Source organism: Arsenophonus sp., assembly GCA_031446085.1.
Taxonomy (GTDB): domain Bacteria; phylum Pseudomonadota; class Gammaproteobacteria; order Enterobacterales; family Enterobacteriaceae.
In genome coordinates this window covers 446943-465666 of record CP132901.1, presented here as the reverse complement: position 1 = coordinate 465666, position 18724 = coordinate 446943, and the positions used below count along the sequence as shown (strand labels likewise).

Sequence of the window (18724 nt, the reverse complement as noted above, 5' to 3'; positions counted from 1 at the left end):
TTATCTTTTTATTTATAAATAAAAAGATTTTTCTTTATCGGGAGTTTTTTTTGTGAGAGATTTATTAAAATTTTTAAAAGTACAAACAAGGAACGAAGAATTTAATGCAATTAAAATTGCTTTAGCTTCTCCTGATATGATTAGATCATGGTCTTTTGGAGAAGTAAAAAAGCCTGAAACAATCAATTATAGAACGTTTAAACCAGAGCGAGATGGTCTTTTTTGTGCTCGTATTTTTGGTCCTATAAAAGATTATGAATGTTTGTGTGGTAAATATAAACGTTTGAAACACAGGGGTGTTATTTGTGAAAAATGTGGCGTCGAAGTAACACAAACAAAAGTTAGAAGAGATAGAATGGGTCATATTGAATTAGCATCTCCGGTAGCTCATATTTGGTTTCTAAAATCTCTACCTTCTCGCATTGGATTATTACTAGATATGCCTTTAAGAGATATTGAACGTGTATTATATTTTGAATCTTATGTTGTGATCGAAGAAGGATTAACAACATTACAATGTAGACAAGTTTTAACCGAAGAGCAATATCTTGATGCTTTAGAAGAATTTGGAGATGATTTTGATGCTAAAATGGGTGCAGAAGCTATTCAAAATTTGTTAAAAAAAATAAATTTAATCAAGGAATGTGAGAAATTACATGGAGAATTAAATGTTATTCATTCTGAAACTAAAAGAAAAAAAATAACTAAACGTATAAAATTATTAGAGGCATTTATTCAGTCTACTAATAAACCAGAATGGATGATTTTAAATGTTTTACCTGTGTTACCTCCAGATTTGCGTCCTCTTGTTCCTTTAGACGGTGGTCGTTTCGCAACTTCTGATTTAAATGATTTATATCGAAGAGTAATAAATAGAAATAATAGATTAAAAAGATTATTAGATTTATCAGCTCCAGAAATTATATTACGTAATGAAAAAAGAATGTTACAAGAAGCTGTAGATGCATTATTGGATAATGGTCGTCGTGGAAGAGCAATTACAGGTTCTAACAAACGTCCTTTGAAATCTTTAGCAGATATGATTAAAGGAAAACAGGGAAGATTTCGTCAAAATTTACTTGGAAAACGTGTTGATTATTCTGGAAGATCTGTTATTACTGTTGGTTCTTATTTAAGATTACACCAATGTGGTTTACCTAAAAGAATGGCTTTAGAGTTATTTAAGCCTTTTATTTATGGTAAATTGGAATTTAATGGATTAGCGACAACTATTAAAGCAGCGAAAAAAATGGTTGAACGTGAAGAACCTGTTGTTTGGGATATTTTAGATGAAGTGATCAAAGAACATCCAGTGATGTTAAATCGTGCACCTACTTTACATCGTCTTGGCATACAAGCTTTTGAACCTTTACTAATTGAAGGGAAAGCAATTCAATTACACCCTTTAGTTTGTGCAGCTTATAATGCTGATTTTGATGGAGATCAAATGGCAGTGCATGTACCTCTAACATTAGAGGCACAATTAGAAGCTAGAGCTTTAATGATGTCTACTAATAATATTTTATCTCCAGCAAGTGGAGAACCAATCATAGTTCCATCTCAAGATGTAGTATTAGGGTTATATTATATGACTAGAGATGCAATTAATGTTATTGGTGAAGGTATGATATTATCTGGACCAAAAGAAGCAGAACATGTTTATCATTCTAATTTTGCTTCTTTACATGCTCGTGTAAAAGTTCGAATTAAAGAAGAATTTTTTGATGAAAACGGTAAAAAAAATATTTGTTCAAAACTAATTGATACGACTATTGGTCGTGCTATTTTATGGATGATTGTTCCAAAAGGATTACCATATTCATTAATTAATCAACCATTAGGTAAAAAAGCTATTTCTAAGATGTTAAATACTTGTTATCGTGTGTTAGGATTAAAATCTACTGTGAATTTTGCTGATCAAATAATGTATACTGGTTTTAATTTTGCTACACGTTCTGGTGCATCTGTTGGTATTGATGATATGGTGATACCTAAGAAAAAATCAGATATTATTGCTGAAGCAGAGATTGAAGTTGCAGATATTCAAGATCAGTTTCAATCTGGATTAGTTACAGCTGGTGAACGATATAATAAAGTCATTGATATTTGGGCTGCTGCAAATGAACGTGTTGCTAATGCAATGATGAAAAACTTATCTACAGAAATAGTATATACTAATCATGGGAAAGTAAAAAAACAAATTTCATTTAATAATATATTTATGATGGCTGATTCAGGTGCTCGTGGTTCTGCAGCTCAAATTCGTCAATTAGCTGGAATGCGTGGATTAATGGCAAAACCTGATGGATCAATTATAGAAACTCCAATTACAGCAAATTTTAGAGAAGGTTTAAATGTATTGCAATTTTTTATTTCTACTCATGGTGCTAGAAAAGGTTTAGCAGATACAGCTTTAAAAACAGCTAACTCTGGTTATTTAACTCGTAGATTAGTAGATGTTGCTCAAGATTTAGTTATTACACAAGATGATTGTGGGACATATGATGGAATATTAATTACTCCAGTGATTGAAGGTGCTGATGTAAAAGAGCCATTAAGAGAACGTGTGTTGGGTCGAGTTTCTGCAGAAGATGTTTTTATTCCTGGAACAAAAGATATTTTAATATCGCGTAATACATTAATTAATGAAAAATATTGTGATCAATTAGAATTTTATTCAGTAGACAGTATAAAAGTTAGATCTGTAGTAAGTTGTGAAACTTATTTTGGAGTTTGCGCAAAATGTTATGGAAGAGATTTAGCAAGAGGTCATTTAATTAATAAAGGAGAAGCAATTGGAGTAATTGCAGCTCAATCTATTGGTGAACCTGGTACACAGCTAACTATGCGTACTTTTCATATTGGAGGAGCTGCATCTCGTGCTGCGGCTGCTTCTTGTATTCAAGTACATAATAAAGGAATAATTAAGCTAGTTAATGCTAAATTTGTAAAAAATTCTCAAGGTTTTCTTGTTATAACATCAAGAAATACTGAACTTACAATTGTTGATGAGTTTAATAGAACGAAAGAGCGTTACAATCTTCCTTATGGAGCATCATTAAGTAAAGGTAATCAAGATACTGTTGTTAGTAATGAAATTGTTGCAAATTGGGATCCACATACTTTGCCGGTAATCAGTGAAGTTGCAGGAATAGTATCATTTTTTGATATGATAGATGGGCAATCTATTATAAGGCAAACTGATGAATTAACAGGATTATCTTCTATTGTTGTTTTAGATACATCTGAAAGAACAACTGTAGCTAAAGATTTACGTCCAGCATTACGTATTATTGATGAAAATGGAGATGATATTTTAATTCCAGGAACAGATATGCCAGCACAATATTTTTTACCTGGAAAAGCTATTATTCAGTTAGAAAATTTATCTGTTATTAATGTTGGAGATATTTTAGCTAGAATACCTCAAGAATCTTCTGGAACAAAGGATATTACTGGTGGATTACCAAGAGTAGCAGATTTATTTGAGGCTAGAAAACCTAAAGAACCTGCTATTCTAGCAGAAATTACTGGAATTGTTTCATTTGGAAAGGAAACTAAAGGAAAGCGTCGTTTGGTTATTACCCCTACTACTGGTGATGAAAGTAGTTATTTTCATGAAGAAATGATTCCTAAATGGCGTCAATTAAATGTATTTGAAGGAGAGAGAGTAGAAAAAGGAGATGTGATTTCTGATGGTCCAGAATCTCCTCACGATATTTTAAGATTGAGAGGAGCACATGCAGTAGCGCGTTATATTACTAATGAAGTACAAGAGGTATATAGACTTCAAGGAGTAAAAATTAATGATAAACATATTGAAGTTATAGTGCGTCAAATGTTAAGAAAAGTAACAATTCTTAATTCAGGTGATTCTACATTTTTAGAAGGAGAGCAAATAGAATATTCTCGTGTAAAATTAGAAAATAAAAAATTAAAAAAAAATGGAAAGGTCCCTGCTACTTTTAATCGTGATTTATTGGGAATTACTAAAGCTTCATTATCTACAGATTCTTTTATTTCAGCTGCGTCGTTTCAAGAAACAACGCGTGTTCTTACTGAAGCTGCAGTTGCTAGTAAAAAAGATGATTTAAGAGGGTTAAAAGAGAATGTAATTGTTGGTCGATTAATTCCTGCAGGTACAGGGTATTCTTATCATCAAGAGCGTATTCACCGTCAAAATTTAATCCCAAATGAAAAAAAAACAAATTCCTCTAATAAAAAATCAGATCAGAAAGCTACTAAAGATTTAACAGAATTATTAAACGCACAATCAAACCATTTAGATTATAAGTAATTTGTTATTAAAAAAATTTATTTAATAGACATCTTAATTTTCATCAATAAGATGTCTATTAAAATAGTTAATATATAAATTTTTTTATTTTACATATTTAAAGGCTATTCGATTATTTAATTGCGTTAATAATGAATAACTACTAATTCCAGTATATTTTTCAATTTTTTCTATAGGAAGTGATGAAGAACCCCATATAATTACTTCTTGTCCTATATAAAAATTATGATTAATTCCTAAATCTACTGTAATCATATTCATAGATATTTTACCAATAATTGGAACTCTTTTACCTCCAATTAATACAGGTGTTCCAAATGGAACACTTTGTGGATATCCGTCTCCATAACCAATAGAAATAATTCCGATATATGTATTTTTTTTACTGATCCATAATCCATGATAACCAACTGATTCTCCATATTTATGTTTTTTTATGGATATTAAAAAAGATTTTAATTTCATCACCGATTTTAATCCAAAATTTTTTCCTATTTTATTTTTAATTGGTGAAATTCCATATGTAATAATTCCTGGACGAATTAAATTTAGATATGATTTTGGATATAATAATATTGATGAAGATGAAGCAATGGATTTTAATCCTGATTTTTTTTTTATAAAATAAAAAAAGTTATTTAATTCTTTTTTAGTTTGTGTACTAGATTTTAAAAAATTATCTGCTTGACTAAAATGGCTAATAATATTTATTGGGTTTTGTACATTGGTACATTGTATTAATTTTTTATAAAAAATTTCTGATTCTTCCATTCTAATTCCTAATCTATGCATGCCTGTATCTATTTTCATCCAAATATTAATTTTTTTTTTTATATCGGTTTTTTTTAGTATATTTAATTGTTCTATATGATGAATTACAGTATGAAAATTATATTTTGTTATAATTTTTAATTCTTTTTCTTTTATAAAACCTGATAAAATTAATATAGGTTTATATATTCCACTTTTTTTTAGTAATATTGCTTCTTTTATTTTTGCAACTCCAAAATAGTCAGTTAAATCTTGAATTATTTTTGATGTTTTTAATAAACCATGTCCATAAGCATTTGATTTAACAATTGTCATTATTTTTTTTTTTGTTTTTTTTTTTATGAATTTTAAATTATGTCTTATAGCACTTTTATTTATTATGGCTATGATGTTTTCCATGAAAAGTACCTTTTTTATTTAAAAATATTGAATAATTAAAGATTGTTTTTGTTATAAATTGGTGGTGCATAATTATCAAATCTTGAATATTGTCCATTAAATGTTAAACGAAAATTTCCTATTGGTCCGTTTCTTTGTTTTCCAATAATTATTTCTGCAATTCCTTTTAAATCAGAGTTAATATTATAAATTTCATCTCTATATATAAATAAAATTAGATCTGCATCTTGTTCAATTGATCCTGATTCACGTAAATCAGAATTCATTGGTTTTTTGTCAGATCTTTGTTCTAAACTACGATTTAATTGAGATAAAGCTATGATTGGAATTTTTAGTTCTTTTGCTAATGATTTAAGAGATCTTGAAATTTCAGCAATTTCTAAAGTTCTGTTATCTGAAATATATGGAGCATGCATTAATTGAAGATAATCTAACATAATTAAACTTAATCCACCATGTTCGCGATATAATTTTCTTGAACGAGATCTAAGTTCTATTGGTGTAAGTTTAGAAGAATCATCAATATAAATATTACGTTTTTTCATTAATAAAGAAACAGTATTAGATATTTTATTCCAGTCTGACTCATGTAATTGTCCTGTTCTAATTTTGCTTTGTTCAACTCTAGATAATGAAGACAACATACGAATTATAATTTGATTAGCAGGCATTTCTAAACTAAATATTAAAACAGGTTTATTACTAATTAGTGCTGCATTTTCACATAAATTCATAGCAAAAGTAGTTTTGCCCATTGATGGTCTTGCAGCAATAATGATTAAATCAGAATTTTGTAATCCAGCAGTTTTTTTATCAAGATCTGGATATCCAGTAGATAATCCTGTTATATTTTTGTAGGGATTTTTATATAAATTTTCAATATTTTTTATTGTTTTATTTAGTAGTTCTTCTATTTTTTTTGGTCCTTGATTTCTATTAATTTTAGATTCTGTGATTTTAAATATTTGTGATTCAGCAAAATCTAGTAATTCATCACTTTTTTTTCCATTTAAATTATAGGCAGCTTCTGATATATTACTTGCTGCTTTAGCAATTTCTCGAATAATAGATCGTTCTCTTACGATTTCGATATAAGCTTCTATATTTGAAGTAGTTGGAATATTTTTTGCTAATTCTGCTAAATAAGAAAATCCTCCAACGCTTTCTAATTTGCCTTGTCTTTCTAATGATTCTGATAAAGTAATTAAATCGATAGGTTTATTTTGTTCAAAAAGATAAGTGATTTCTAAAAATATTAAACGATGTGTTTGAATATAAAAATCAGTATAGATTAATGTATCTAATACATTTTCAATATATTGATTATCTAACATTAAAATGCCTAAAATTGATTGTTCAGATTCAAGAGAATATGATGGAATATTAAAATTCTTTATTTTTTTATTATTTTCAGTTAAATATTTCTGATTTTTTTCCATAATTTTAATTAATTATTTTAATATAAATATTTGTATTGTACATTCTTTTACTAAAATTAAAAAAAATAATATAATTATTTAATTTTTATAAATTCAATGTCTTTTTATAAAAAAAGTATTATAATAATTATTATTTTATAGAATCATTATTAATAATGTTTAAAAAAATAACTAATAGACTAGCAAATTTATTTAGTAATTTACGAGGATATGGTAGATTAACTGAAAAAAATATTCAAGAATCCTTAAGACAAGTACGTGTTTCTTTATTAGAAGCTGATCTTCCATTACCAGTAATAAATTCTTTTGTTGAAATTGTGAAAAAAAAATCACTTGGTCAAGATATTAATAATTCTTTAAATCCTGGTCAAGTATTTATAAAAATTATGTATTGTGAATTATTAAATATCATGAGTTATAGGAATAACAAGATTTTTTTTAAAAAAAAATCATTAAGTATTTTTATAATTATAGGATTAAATGGTTCAGGAAAAACAATTACATCAGTTAAATTAGGTAATTTTTTTCGAAATAGAAATAATAAAAAAGTATTAATTACTTCATTAGATTTATATCGTTCATCTAGTATTAAACAATTAAATGATTTATCTCATTTAGTTAAAATCGATTTTTTTTATCCAAAAAAAATTAAAAAAATCGAAGAAATAGTTCAAGAATCGATAAATTATGCAAATCAAAATTTATATAATTTACTTATTATAGATACTCCTGGATTCATAGATTGTCGTCAAGCAGAAATTTTAAAAAAAATTTATTTTTTAACTAAATCAATTAAACCTATTGAAATTATTTTAGTAGTAGATTCTATGATGGGTCAAGCATCAGGTAATATTGCTAAAAGTATTAATAATGTATTGCCGTGTAGTAGTGTTATTTTAACTAAGATCGATGGAAATTCGAGAGTTGGTGCTGCATTTTCTATTTTTTATTATACTAAAATACCTATTAAATTTTTAGGTACTAGTGAAAAAGTTAATAAAGGATTAGAATTTTTTAATTCTAAAAAAATAGTTTCACGTATTTTTGGAACAGATTATTCTGTTTTTCCTAATCAAGAGACAAGAGATATTATACGATTATCAACTAAATTAGAAAATTACAAAAAAATAACTAAAGATTATACTTTAGATGATTTTTTAAATCAATTAAATATATTTCAAAAAATGGGTGGTATTAAAAAGTTAATAAATAAATATTTTGGTATTTTAGAAATTTCTAATGTAATATTAAATAAGTTAAATGATAAAAAAATCAAGGATATGAAGGCGATTATTTTATCCATGACAATTCAAGAAAGAAAAAATCCTAAAATTAAAAATTTTCGTAAAAAATGTATTGCATATGGATCAGGAACTAGTGTTGCTGATATTAATCAATTAATCATTTTTTTTAAATCTATTAAAAAATTAGTAAAAAAAACATCTCATAGTTCTTTTTATAATATTTTATACAGTATAAAAAATATTATAAAATCCAATAATTTTAATTAAATTTTAAAGGAGAATAAATAATATTTTATGGTTATCATTCGTTTATCTAGAGGTGGATCAAAAAAACGTCCTTTTTACCAAATTGTTGTAGCAGATTCAAGAAGAGCTCGTGATGGAAGATTTATTGAAAAAATTGGATATTTCAATCCTATTTCTTTTAATAAAGAAAAAAAAATTAAAATTGATATTAATAGATTAAATTATTGGATTGGATTAGGAGCTAAAAAATCAGATATTATATCTAGTATTTTAAAAAAAATGAAATAAATTAATTATGTTTAATAATGTTAATCATGAAAATTTAATTGTTTTAGGAAAAATATGTAGTCCATATGGTGTTAAAGGATGGATAAAAATTTTTTCATATTCTCAAATAAAAAGTAATATTTTTAATTATTCTCCTTGGTATATTAAAGAATTAAATAAATGGAAAAAAATATTTGTAAAAAATTGGCAATGTTATAAAAAAAATTTCATATTTAAAATAGATTATATTAATGATAGAGATATGGCTAAAAGAATATGTAATAGTTATATTTTTGTAAAAAAAAAACAACTTCCAATTTTACCTTTAGATGAATTTTATTGGTTTAATATACTTGATTGCCAAGTAATCAATATTGATGGTAAATTATTGGGTTATGTTAAAGATATAATAGAAACAGGTTCAAATGATGTATTAATTGTACGTAATTCTAATCATAAATTAAATGAATTTTTAATACCTTTTATATTGAAAAAGGTTATTAGAAGAATAGATACTTTTAATAAAGTAATTTATGTTACTTGGAATCAATAATTTTTTTTAAAGGTATTTTTTATGAATATTGGTATTATTAGCATTTTTCCAAAATTATTTTCTTCTTTTATTAAGTATGGCATTGTAGGGAAAGCTATAAAGAACAATTTTTTGAATGTTTTTTTTTGGAATCCAAGAAATTATACATATAATGATAAATATCGTCGAATTGATTTTCCACCTTATGGTGGTGGGTCTGGTATGGTTATGTCAATTCAACCTATTCGATCTGCTGTAAAGGCAGCAAAAAAAAAGTTAGGAAATGAAACAAAAGTATTATATTTAACTCCTCAGGGTAAAACTTTTACTTATAAAAGTGTTGCTTCTTTTATTAAAGAAAATAAATTTATTTGCATTTGTGGTAGATATAGAGGTGTTGATGAAAGAGTTATTCAAACATTAGTAGATGAAGAATGGTCTATTGGGGACTATATACTTACTGGTGGTGAATTACCTGCAATGGTTTTAATTGATGCTATTTCCAGATTTATTCCTGGTGTATTAAATAATAAAAAATCTGTAAATGAAGATTCATTTACAGATTTTTTATTTGATTATCCTAATTATACTAAACCTTTTTTGTTTTCTGGATTAATGGTTCCAAATGTTTTATTATCTGGCAATCATAAGTTGATTAAACGTTGGAGGTTAAAACAGTCATTAGGCAAGACGTGGTTAAAAAAACCTAGTCTTTTAAAAAAAAAGATATTTAATAGTGAAGAAAAAATGTTATTATTGGAGTTTCAAAAGGAATATAATAAATAAATATAGTTTTCTTTTTACGGGAAAAAAATGAATAATTTAATAAAAAAAATTGAAGATGAGCAAATTAGAAATAATGTTCCAATATTTCGTTCTGGAGATACTATAGAAGTACAAACATGGGTGTTAGAAGGCAATAAAAAGCGTTTACAAGCTTTTGAAGGTATAGTTATTGCTATGAGACATAAAGGATTAAATTCATCTTTTACTGTAAGAAAAATTTCTCATTCTGAAGGAGTTGAAAGGGTATTTCCAATGTATTCTAATATGATATATTCTATTAAGATTAATAAATTTGGAAAAGTAAGACGTGCAAAATTATATTACTTGCGTTTTCTTTTTGGAAAATCTGCTCGTATAAAAACACGTTTAATAAATAAGGATAAAAAAAATGATGTTTAAAATCAATTTAATTCAATTTTTTTAAAAGTTATTATTTTGCATGTATAATTTTTATAGTATTATTTTTTTTAGCTAATATAAAAAAATTTGCTTTATGGTGTGTAAATAGTCCTACTGTAATAACTCCTGGAATCATATTTATTTGTGTTTCTATTTTTTTAGGATTTGATATTTTCAATTGATATATGTCAATAATAATATTTCCGTGATCTGTAAAAAAATTTTTTCTTAGTTTGGGTAATCCTCCTAAAAATAATAATTTCTCCATTACATGATTATATGCAATGGGTAATATTTCTATAGGTAATGGGAATTTTCCTAAAACATTAACTTTTTTATATTCATCTGCAATTCCTATAAATTTTTTAGACATTCCTACTAATATTTTTTCACAAGTTAATGCGCCTCCTCCTCCTTTAATCATCATTAAATTATCATCAACTTCATCAGCACTATCTATATAAAGATCGATAGATTTTATATCCTTTATTTTTAATAAAGGAATATTTAAAGATTTTAGTTTTTCACTAGAAGATATAGATGCTGGTACAACTCCTTTAATTATTTTTGATTTTTTTTGTAATTCGTTAATAAAGTAATTAACAGTAGAACCACTACCTACGCCAATAGTCAAATTAGCAGTAATGTATTTTAAAGCATAACGAGCAGCTATTTTTTTTAAAATTTCTTGGTTTTTCATGTAATTTATGAGTTATATATAAAAATATGTTTAGTTTTTTTTCTATAGAATATATAATATAATTTATGAAAATAATATATTTTATAATATACTTGAAATCTTATATATAGGACATATATTTTTTATTTATTTATTTATAATAAATGTATTATATTGGGAGGCTATATGATGGTGACTAATAGTAAATTTAATATTGGTCAACAAATAAGACATAAATTATTAGGATATCTTGGTGTAATAGTAGATGTTGATCCAGAATACTCTTTGATCGATAGACATCAAAATGATGAAATATCATCTAATGCAGACCTGCGTGCATCGCCTTGGTATTATGTTGTAATGGAAGATGATAACGGCGATCCTATTCATACATATTTAGCAGAAGCTCAAATAACATATGAATTATTAAAAGAACATCCTGAACAGTCTTCTTTAGATGAATTATCAGAATCAATCAAAAACCAACTTAAAGCTCCTCAATTAAGAAATTAATAATATATTTTATTTTATATAAAATATGTTCTATTAATCTGGCTCCCCCAACTGGACTCGAACCAGTGACATACGGATTAACAGTCCGCCGTTCTACCAACTGAACTATGGAGGATTTTTTATTAAATTAATAATCATTATATAGCATATTATTTTTTTTTCAATTTTTTTTTTAAAAAAAATGAAAGTTTAGAAACAATATGAATATATTAATAATTTTCTTGAAAATAAAAAGATATAATGTTATGCTATAGACATTTATATTTTATATATAAATAATATTGTTTAAAAATAATATTTATTATAAATTGGATGTTCTCTATTATGTCAAGAATTAAAATAATTATTGTAGGTGGTGGTGCAGGTGGATTGGAACTTGCAACTAAATTAGGGAATAATTTGGGAAAAAATAAAATTGCTAAAATTACATTAGTAGATTGTAATGCTAGTCATGTATGGAAACCTTTATTGCATGAAGTAGCATCTGGGTTAATCAATGATAGAGTAAAAAAATTGAGTTATTTATTACATGCATCTCAACATTATTTTAATTTTCATTTGGGTAAATTAATAAATATTAATAAATTAGAAAAAAAAATCGTTTTATCTGAATGTTATGATTCTAAAGGTAGAATGATATTATCGCAAGTAGAATTAAACTATGATATATTAGTTTTATCAATAGGAAGCATTTCCAATGATTTTAATATTCCAAATGTAAAAAAATATTGTATGTTTTTAAATTCTTTCAGAGAAGCTAATTCTATACATAAAGAATTATTAAATTTATTTTTTTCAAATTCAAATGTTATTTGTAATAAAAAAGAAAAAGATAAATTTAATATTGTTGTTGTAGGAGCTGGAGCAACTGGAGTTGAGCTTTGTTCTGAAATTTATTATGCCATATCTGCATTTAATGATTATAAATTAAAATCTTTAAAAACAAAAAAAATTAATATTTATTTAATAGAAGCAAGTAACAGAATACTTCCATCACTATCGATTAATATATCTGAAAATATACATAAAAAATTAAATTATTTAGGAATTAAAGTTTTAACTAATACATTAGTAACTAGTGTAGATATTGATGGATTAAATATTCAAGATGGAAGTAAGATAAAATCTTCGTTGACAATATGGGTTGCGGGTATTAAATGTGCAGATTTTTTAAAAAATATATCAGGATTAGAAACTAATCATATTAATCAATTGATTGTTAAAAAAACTTTACAAACAACGTTAGATGATTCAATTTTTGCTATTGGTGATTGTGCATCTTGTCCGATGAATCATAATAATAATGAATTTGTTCCGCCTAGAGCACAAGCAGCATATCAAATGGCTGATTTATGTTATAGAAATATTATTTATTTTTTAAATAAAAAATCATTAAAAGAATATTCTTATAAAGATCGTGGTATATTTATATCATTATCTGAATTTAGTACAGTAGGAAATATTTTAAAATTTCTTTCTTTTAATAAAAATTTAATTATTGAAGGAAGATTAGCAAAAACAATATATTTAATGTTATATCGAATACATCAAATAAACTTACATGGTTATTTGAAAACTATATTAATTATGTTAGTGAGTTTTTTTTATAAACTAATTAAACCAAAATATAAGTTATATGATTAAATTAGTTAAAAATTATTTTTTTTATTTTTTTAATTTTTTTATTAATTTTTTAATAAATATTAGCCTATCTTCTTCTGAATTTAATTTAATATTAAATTCTATTTGATTAGATTGATTTAATTTATAAACATTAGGATATTTATTTATTAAATAAATAATTTTATTTGTATCTATAGAATTTTCATTAAAAAATTCTATATATCCTTTTTTCTGATTCATTTTTATTTTTTTAATTCCTATTTCCAGTGCTTTTATTCTAATTAATGCTAATTCTAAAATAAATATTCCTGATCTTGGAATCATTCCAAATTTTTTAATAAGTTCTATTTTTATTAAATTTAGTTTTTCTTTACTATTTATAGTAGCTATTTTTTTGTAATATAATAAACGTTGATTAACATTATTAATATAAGTTTCTGGAAAAAATAAAGGAATAGATAATTCTAATTCAACAGATTTATAACTTAACTTTTCCAAAGTAGGTTCTTTCCCTTTTTTTAGTAGTTTAATAGCATTTTTTAAAAAAATAGAATATAGTTCAATTCCTATATTTGTGATTTGTCCACTTTGTTCTTTTCCTAGTAATTTTCCAGATCCTCTAATTTCTAAATCTTGTGTAGCTAATGTAAAACCAATGCCAAGATCTTTAAAAGATTTAAATGCATCTAATCTTTTTTTTGAATTAGTTGTCATTAATTTAGGATTAGGTGTTAATAAATATGCGTAAGCTTGATTTTTAGACCTTCCTACTCGACCTTTTAATTGATATAATTGTGCTAATCCGAATTTATCGGCACGTTCAATAATAATTGTATTTACATTAGAAATATCTATTCCTGTTTCTATAATAGTACTACAAATCAATACATCAAATTTTTTTTGATAAAATTTTATCATGATCTTTTCAAGGTTTTTAGTGGGCATTTGTCCATGACCGATCTCAAATTTTACTTCTGGAATAAGTTTTTGAAGAAAGGTTTTTCTTTTTTCAATTATTTTAACATTATTAAAAATATAGTATACTTGTCCATTACGTGATATCTCTTTTAAAATTGCTTTACGAATTATTTCCGTATTAAATTGGTAAACAAATGTTTTAATGGATAGTCGATTATCTGGTGGACTAGAAATAATTGAAAGGTTTCTTAATCCATTCATAGCCATGTATAAGGTTCTTGGTATTGGCGTAGCAGTTAATATTAATATATCTATATTTTTATGTTTAGAATTTAATAGTTCTTTATGGATTACTCCAAATCTATGTTCTTCATCAATAATTAATAAACCAAGATTTTTCCATTTAATATTTTTTTGTAATAATTTATGTGTGCCAATTAAAATGTCAATTTTACCTTGACTTATTAAATGAATAATATTTTTTTGGTCTTTTGTATTTCGAAATCTTGATAAAATATCTATTTTTATAGGCCAGTTTTTAAAACGATCACAAAAGTTATTAAAATGTTGTTGTGCTAAAAGAGTTGTTGGAACTAGTATTCCTACTTGTTTGTTATTATCTACAGCTAAAAAAGCTGCTCTAATAGCGATTTCAGTTTTTCCAAACCCTACATCACCACACACTATGTGATGCATTGCAATAGGTTTAGTCATATCATCAATCACAGAATGAATGGCTTTTTTTTGATCTGAAGTCATTTCAAATGGAAAAGAATTACAAAATAATTTATATTTTTTTTTGTTATATTGAAATGGATATCCTTTTTCAATTTTTCTTTGTGCAGTTGCTTCTAATAATTCAGCAGCAATATCTTGAATTTTTTTTACTGTTTTTTTTTTTGTTTTATCCCAAGAATTTTTTCCCAATTTATTTAAAGATACATATTTTTTATGATTGAAATCGTATAGAGTTACTAAATGAATTGAAGAAATTGGAACATATAATTTATCATGATCAGCATAATCTATTACTAGATATTCAGAAATAATATCTCTTGTTTTTATTGTAATCAATCCTTGATAAATGCCTATACCATGTTCAAAATGAACCACAAGTTGTCCTTTTTTTATATTAAATATATTATTTGTGATGAAATTTTTTTTATTATTTTTTTGAATATCAAATGACATAATTTTATTTTTTTCTAATTTATTTAAATAAAATTGAGATTATACAAAATTTCTTATTTTTTAGTATTTCTTTTAATTTCTATTGAATTAATATATTTATTATATATTTTTTTATTGTATATTAAATTTAATTTGATTAAATCATTTTTTATAATTAATTAAATATGAAGTTATTTCTTATATTAAGAAATACTATTGTTTTTATAATAGATTTTTTAAGTGTTTAGGAATTTTAAATTTTATGCATTATTTCGTTGTATTTTTTATTTCATATCGTTATATTTTTAAGCAAATAGAAGATAAATTTGCTCGATTTTTATCAATATTATCCACAATTAGTTTTGCATTAGGCGTATTAATTTTGATTATTGTTACTTCAATTATGACTGGTTTTGAAAGATCTTTACAAGATAATATTCTCTCTTATATGTCGCAAGTTATTTTAACTACATTAAATGGAAATTTAAATCCTAATATTTTAACAAAAGAAAAAATTAAACATTTAAAAGGTATTAAAAATATTACTTCTATTGTTCAAAGTGATGTCATTATTCAAAGTGATTATGATGTTTCTTTTGGAATAATGATGGGTATTAATGATATTCATAGTGATCCGATATATAAACATATAAATGTTTTTAAAGATATTTCTTTAAATGACGGTGATTATTACATTTTTTTAGGTTATGAATTAGCAGAAAAATTACAGGTAAAATTAGGAGACTATATTAGAATAATAATACCAAACGTTATGCGATTAACTCCAATAGGGCATATACCAAGTCAAAGATTATTTAAGATAGCAGGATTTTTTTCTACTTATACTGAAATAGATACAAATACAATAATAGTCAATCAAAACGATGCAGCTCGTTTAATGTGTTATCCTGATGGATATATTACAGGATGGAGACTTTTTTTAAATTTTCCACTTAAAGTACATATTTTAAGTAATCAAAAATTACCAGAAAATCTTATATGGACGGATTGGAGAGAAAAAAAGGGAGAATTTTTTCAGGCTGTTCGAATGGAAAAAAATATGTTGGGTTTATTATTAAGTTTAATTATTGGAATTTCTTGTTTTAATATAATATCTTCTGTTGTATTAATTGTAATCCAAAAAAAAATTGAAATAGCAATTTTATGGACTCTAGGATTAAATCGTATTAAAATTATGTTTATTTTTATATTAAAAGGTATATGGACAAGTATTGTTGGAATTATTAGTGGAACAATCTTAGGTATATTAATTTCATTGTATTTAAATAAAATAATAGTATTATTTGGATTTTTTTCTGATAGTATAGTTTTACCTATTGTTATAGATATACAAAATATTATAATGATAATTATATTATCTATAATGCTTTCATTTATTGCAGCAATATATCCGGCATGGTATGCTTCTCGTATATATCCTGCCAAAGTTTTTCGTTATGTCTAATTCTGATTTTTTGGTTTGTAAAAATTTATTTAAAGAATATAAAGATGGTATTAATAATAAAATTGTTTTAAACAATATTTCTTTTTCTATTAAAAAAAGAGAAATGGTTGTTATTATTGGTAGTTCAGGATCAGGCAAAAGTACTTTATTACATGTATTAGGTGGATTAGATAATTTTAGTAGTGGAAGTATTTTTTTTAATGGTAAGGATTTTTCTTCCTTTTCTATTAATGAAAAATCAAAATTCAGAAATAAAGAATTAGGATTTATTTATCAATTTCATCATTTGTTACCTGATTTTACAGTTCTTGAAAATGTAATGATGCCTTTATTAATAGCAAATATTTCTATATCTAAAGCAAAATATGAAGCATTTAAATTATTGGATTTATTAGGATTAAATCATCATGCGAATAATAAAACTTTTTTATTATCTGGTGGTGAACGGCAACGTGTTTCTATAGCAAGAGCTTTAATTAATAATCCGTCTTTAATTTTAGCAGATGAACCAACTGGAAATTTAGATTTTAATAATGCTAAAAAAATATTTAATATATTAGTAGATATGAATAAAAAAAAAGGAACTTCATTTTTAATTGTTACACATGATTTAAAATTAGCTCATTCTTTTTCTCGTAAATTTGAAATGCGGGATGGTATTTTATTAGATTGTGTATTTTAGGACAATTGAAATTATGCAACTTTTATATTCTTTATATATTGCAATTCACTATATTAAAAGTAAAAGAAAATCTAAATTAGTTTATTTAATTTTCATAATTTCTATTCTTGGTATTATTTTTGGAGTTTCTATATTAATTGTTAGTTTAAGTGCTATTAATGGTTTTGAATTTGAACTAAAAAATCGAATATTGTCTGTAGTACCTCATGGACAAATTATTTCTTTTCATGAACCTTATTTAAATTGGAAAAAAGATTTTAAAAAAATTATTAATTCTCCTGGAATATTAGCAGTTTCTCCTTATATTGATTTTAATGGCTTAATACAAAATAAAAAAAAATTGAAAACAATAAAAATTATAGGAGTTGATTTATCATCTGAACATTCAGTTAGTTCATTGCCAAAATATGTATTAAATAATGCATGGAACCAAATGAAATCAAAAAATTTTCATATTATTTTAGGAGAGGGAATAGCAAAAATATTAAAAGTTTCTGTTGGAGATAAAATTATAATTATAATTCCTAATTCTAAATTAGGAATTCATAAACCGTATAAAATTTTTGTTAATATTGTTGGTCTTTTAAAATTAAATGGTATGTTAGATTACCAAATTGGTATTGTTCCTCTAGAAGATGCACAAAAATATTTAAATTTTGGAAGTGGTATTAATGGTTTTCAAATTAGCGTCAAAGATATTTTTGAAGTTAATAAAATTATATATAATGCTGCTATAGGTATGCAAAAAAAAATTTATATTAAAACTTGGATTGATAATTATGGTTATATGTATAAAGATATCAAAATAGTACGTGCTATTATGTATCTTTCTATGTTTTTAATTATTATTATTGCTTGTTTTAACATTATATATTCTATTTTGATATATATAAAAGAAAAGAGCATTGATATTGCAATACTAAAAACTATAGGAGCATCAAACTATTTTATTTATAATATATTTTTTTGGTATGGATTATTAATTGGAATTATTTCATCAATTATTGGTATTATTATTGGTATTTTAATATCGTTAAATTTCACATATATAGTGAAGATAATAGAATATATATTAGGTCATCCAATATTGTCAGGAAATATATATTTTATTGATTTTTTACCTTCTAAATTAAATATAAAAAACATTTTATTTGTTTTTTTTTCAACAATATTTATTAGTATAATATCTAGTATATATCCATCAAAGCGTGCTAACAAAATTAATCCATCAAAAATATTAAATAGATAAAAATAATTAGTATTTACTAATTACTTTTTTTAAATAAGAAAATTT

15 protein-coding genes and 1 tRNA gene are annotated in these 18724 nt (G+C 24.4%); 11 read left to right on the top strand and 5 right to left on the bottom strand.

The genetic code is table 11. From position 1 onward, the window contains the following. Positions 1-52 precede the first annotated feature (52 nt). The gene (gene rpoC / locus RA161_02335; protein ID WMY97352.1) at positions 53-4297 is read left to right on the top strand and encodes a DNA-directed RNA polymerase subunit beta'; all 4245 of its coding nucleotides are present in this window, start codon (positions 53-55) and stop codon (positions 4295-4297) included. An 84-nt stretch (positions 4298-4381) separates the two neighbouring features. Here rpoC and alr read toward each other — a convergent pair whose 3' ends face one another. Together alr and dnaB are read right to left on the bottom strand one after the other, a co-directional pair. Beyond that, positions 4382-5467 carry an alanine racemase gene (gene alr / locus RA161_02330; GenBank protein WMY97351.1) on the bottom strand — a complete coding sequence of 362 codons (1086 nt, stop codon included), beginning with the start codon at positions 5465-5467 and terminating at the stop codon, positions 4382-4384. 35 nt (positions 5468-5502) lie between these two features. Continuing rightward, complete coding sequence (gene dnaB, locus RA161_02325) at positions 5503-6906, bottom strand: replicative DNA helicase (GenBank protein WMY97350.1); 1404 nt, start codon at positions 6904-6906, stop codon at positions 5503-5505. Positions 6907-7061: 155 nt separating this feature from the next. Here dnaB and RA161_02320 point away from each other — a divergent pair, with 155 nt between their 5' ends. Genes RA161_02320 through rplS form a run of 5 tightly spaced genes read left to right on the top strand, consistent with a single transcriptional unit; the run spans position 7062 to position 10380 of the window. After that, on the top strand, positions 7062-8417 hold the full coding sequence (locus RA161_02320) for a signal recognition particle receptor subunit alpha (GenBank protein WMY97349.1): 1356 nt from the start codon (positions 7062-7064) through the stop codon (positions 8415-8417). A 27-nt stretch (positions 8418-8444) separates the two neighbouring features. Beyond that, positions 8445-8684 (top strand): 30S ribosomal protein S16, encoded by a 240-nt coding sequence (rpsP, locus tag RA161_02315; GenBank protein WMY97348.1) that lies wholly within the window; start codon positions 8445-8447, stop codon positions 8682-8684. Positions 8685-8691: 7 nt separating this feature from the next. Continuing rightward, complete coding sequence (rimM, locus tag RA161_02310) at positions 8692-9216, top strand: ribosome maturation factor RimM (GenBank protein ID WMY97347.1); 525 nt, start codon at positions 8692-8694, stop codon at positions 9214-9216. A 21-nt stretch (positions 9217-9237) separates the two neighbouring features. Beyond that, positions 9238-9981 carry a tRNA (guanosine(37)-N1)-methyltransferase TrmD gene (trmD, locus tag RA161_02305; GenBank protein ID WMY97346.1) on the top strand — a complete coding sequence of 248 codons (744 nt, stop codon included), beginning with the start codon at positions 9238-9240 and terminating at the stop codon, positions 9979-9981. 27 nt (positions 9982-10008) lie between these two features. Next, entirely contained in the window at positions 10009-10380 is a 372-nt protein-coding gene (gene rplS / locus RA161_02300) for a 50S ribosomal protein L19 (GenBank protein WMY97345.1), read from the top strand. A gap of 31 nt (positions 10381-10411) precedes the next feature. On the opposite strand, the gene rpiA is transcribed toward rplS, so the two are convergent. After that, positions 10412-11080: a ribose-5-phosphate isomerase RpiA gene (gene rpiA / locus RA161_02295; protein WMY97344.1), complete on the bottom strand. Its 669-nt coding sequence runs from the start codon at positions 11078-11080 to the stop codon at positions 10412-10414. 168 nt (positions 11081-11248) lie between these two features. Here rpiA and hspQ point away from each other — a divergent pair, with 168 nt between their 5' ends. After that, the gene (gene hspQ / locus RA161_02290; GenBank protein WMY97343.1) at positions 11249-11572 is read left to right on the top strand and encodes a heat shock protein HspQ; all 324 of its coding nucleotides are present in this window, start codon (positions 11249-11251) and stop codon (positions 11570-11572) included. A gap of 39 nt (positions 11573-11611) precedes the next feature. Here hspQ and RA161_02285 read toward each other — a convergent pair. Then, positions 11612-11687 (bottom strand) — tRNA-Asn (locus RA161_02285). 209 nt (positions 11688-11896) lie between these two features. Between RA161_02285 and RA161_02280 the strand changes: the two genes are divergently transcribed. Beyond that, positions 11897-13216: an NAD(P)/FAD-dependent oxidoreductase gene (locus RA161_02280; protein WMY97342.1), complete on the top strand. Its 1320-nt coding sequence runs from the start codon at positions 11897-11899 to the stop codon at positions 13214-13216. Positions 13217-13237: 21 nt separating this feature from the next. Here RA161_02280 and mfd read toward each other — a convergent pair whose 3' ends face one another. Further along, entirely contained in the window at positions 13238-15304 is a 2067-nt protein-coding gene (mfd, locus tag RA161_02275) for a transcription-repair coupling factor (protein WMY97341.1), read from the bottom strand. A gap of 241 nt (positions 15305-15545) precedes the next feature. Between mfd and RA161_02270 the strand changes: the two genes are divergently transcribed. Genes RA161_02270 through lolE form a run of 3 tightly spaced genes read left to right on the top strand, consistent with a single transcriptional unit; the run spans position 15546 to position 18679 of the window. Next, positions 15546-16748, top strand: a complete 1203-nt coding sequence (locus tag RA161_02270; protein WMY97340.1) for an ABC transporter permease — start codon at positions 15546-15548, stop codon at positions 16746-16748. Beyond that, positions 16741-17430, top strand: coding sequence for a lipoprotein-releasing ABC transporter ATP-binding protein LolD (lolD, locus tag RA161_02265; GenBank protein WMY97339.1), 690 nt, complete (start codon positions 16741-16743; stop codon positions 17428-17430). The genes RA161_02270 and lolD overlap by 8 nt, the downstream gene beginning before the upstream one ends. Positions 17431-17443: 13 nt before the next feature. Further along, positions 17444-18679, top strand: a complete 1236-nt coding sequence (gene lolE, locus RA161_02260; GenBank protein WMY97338.1) for a lipoprotein-releasing ABC transporter permease subunit LolE — start codon at positions 17444-17446, stop codon at positions 18677-18679. Positions 18680-18724: the final 45 nt, after the last annotated feature.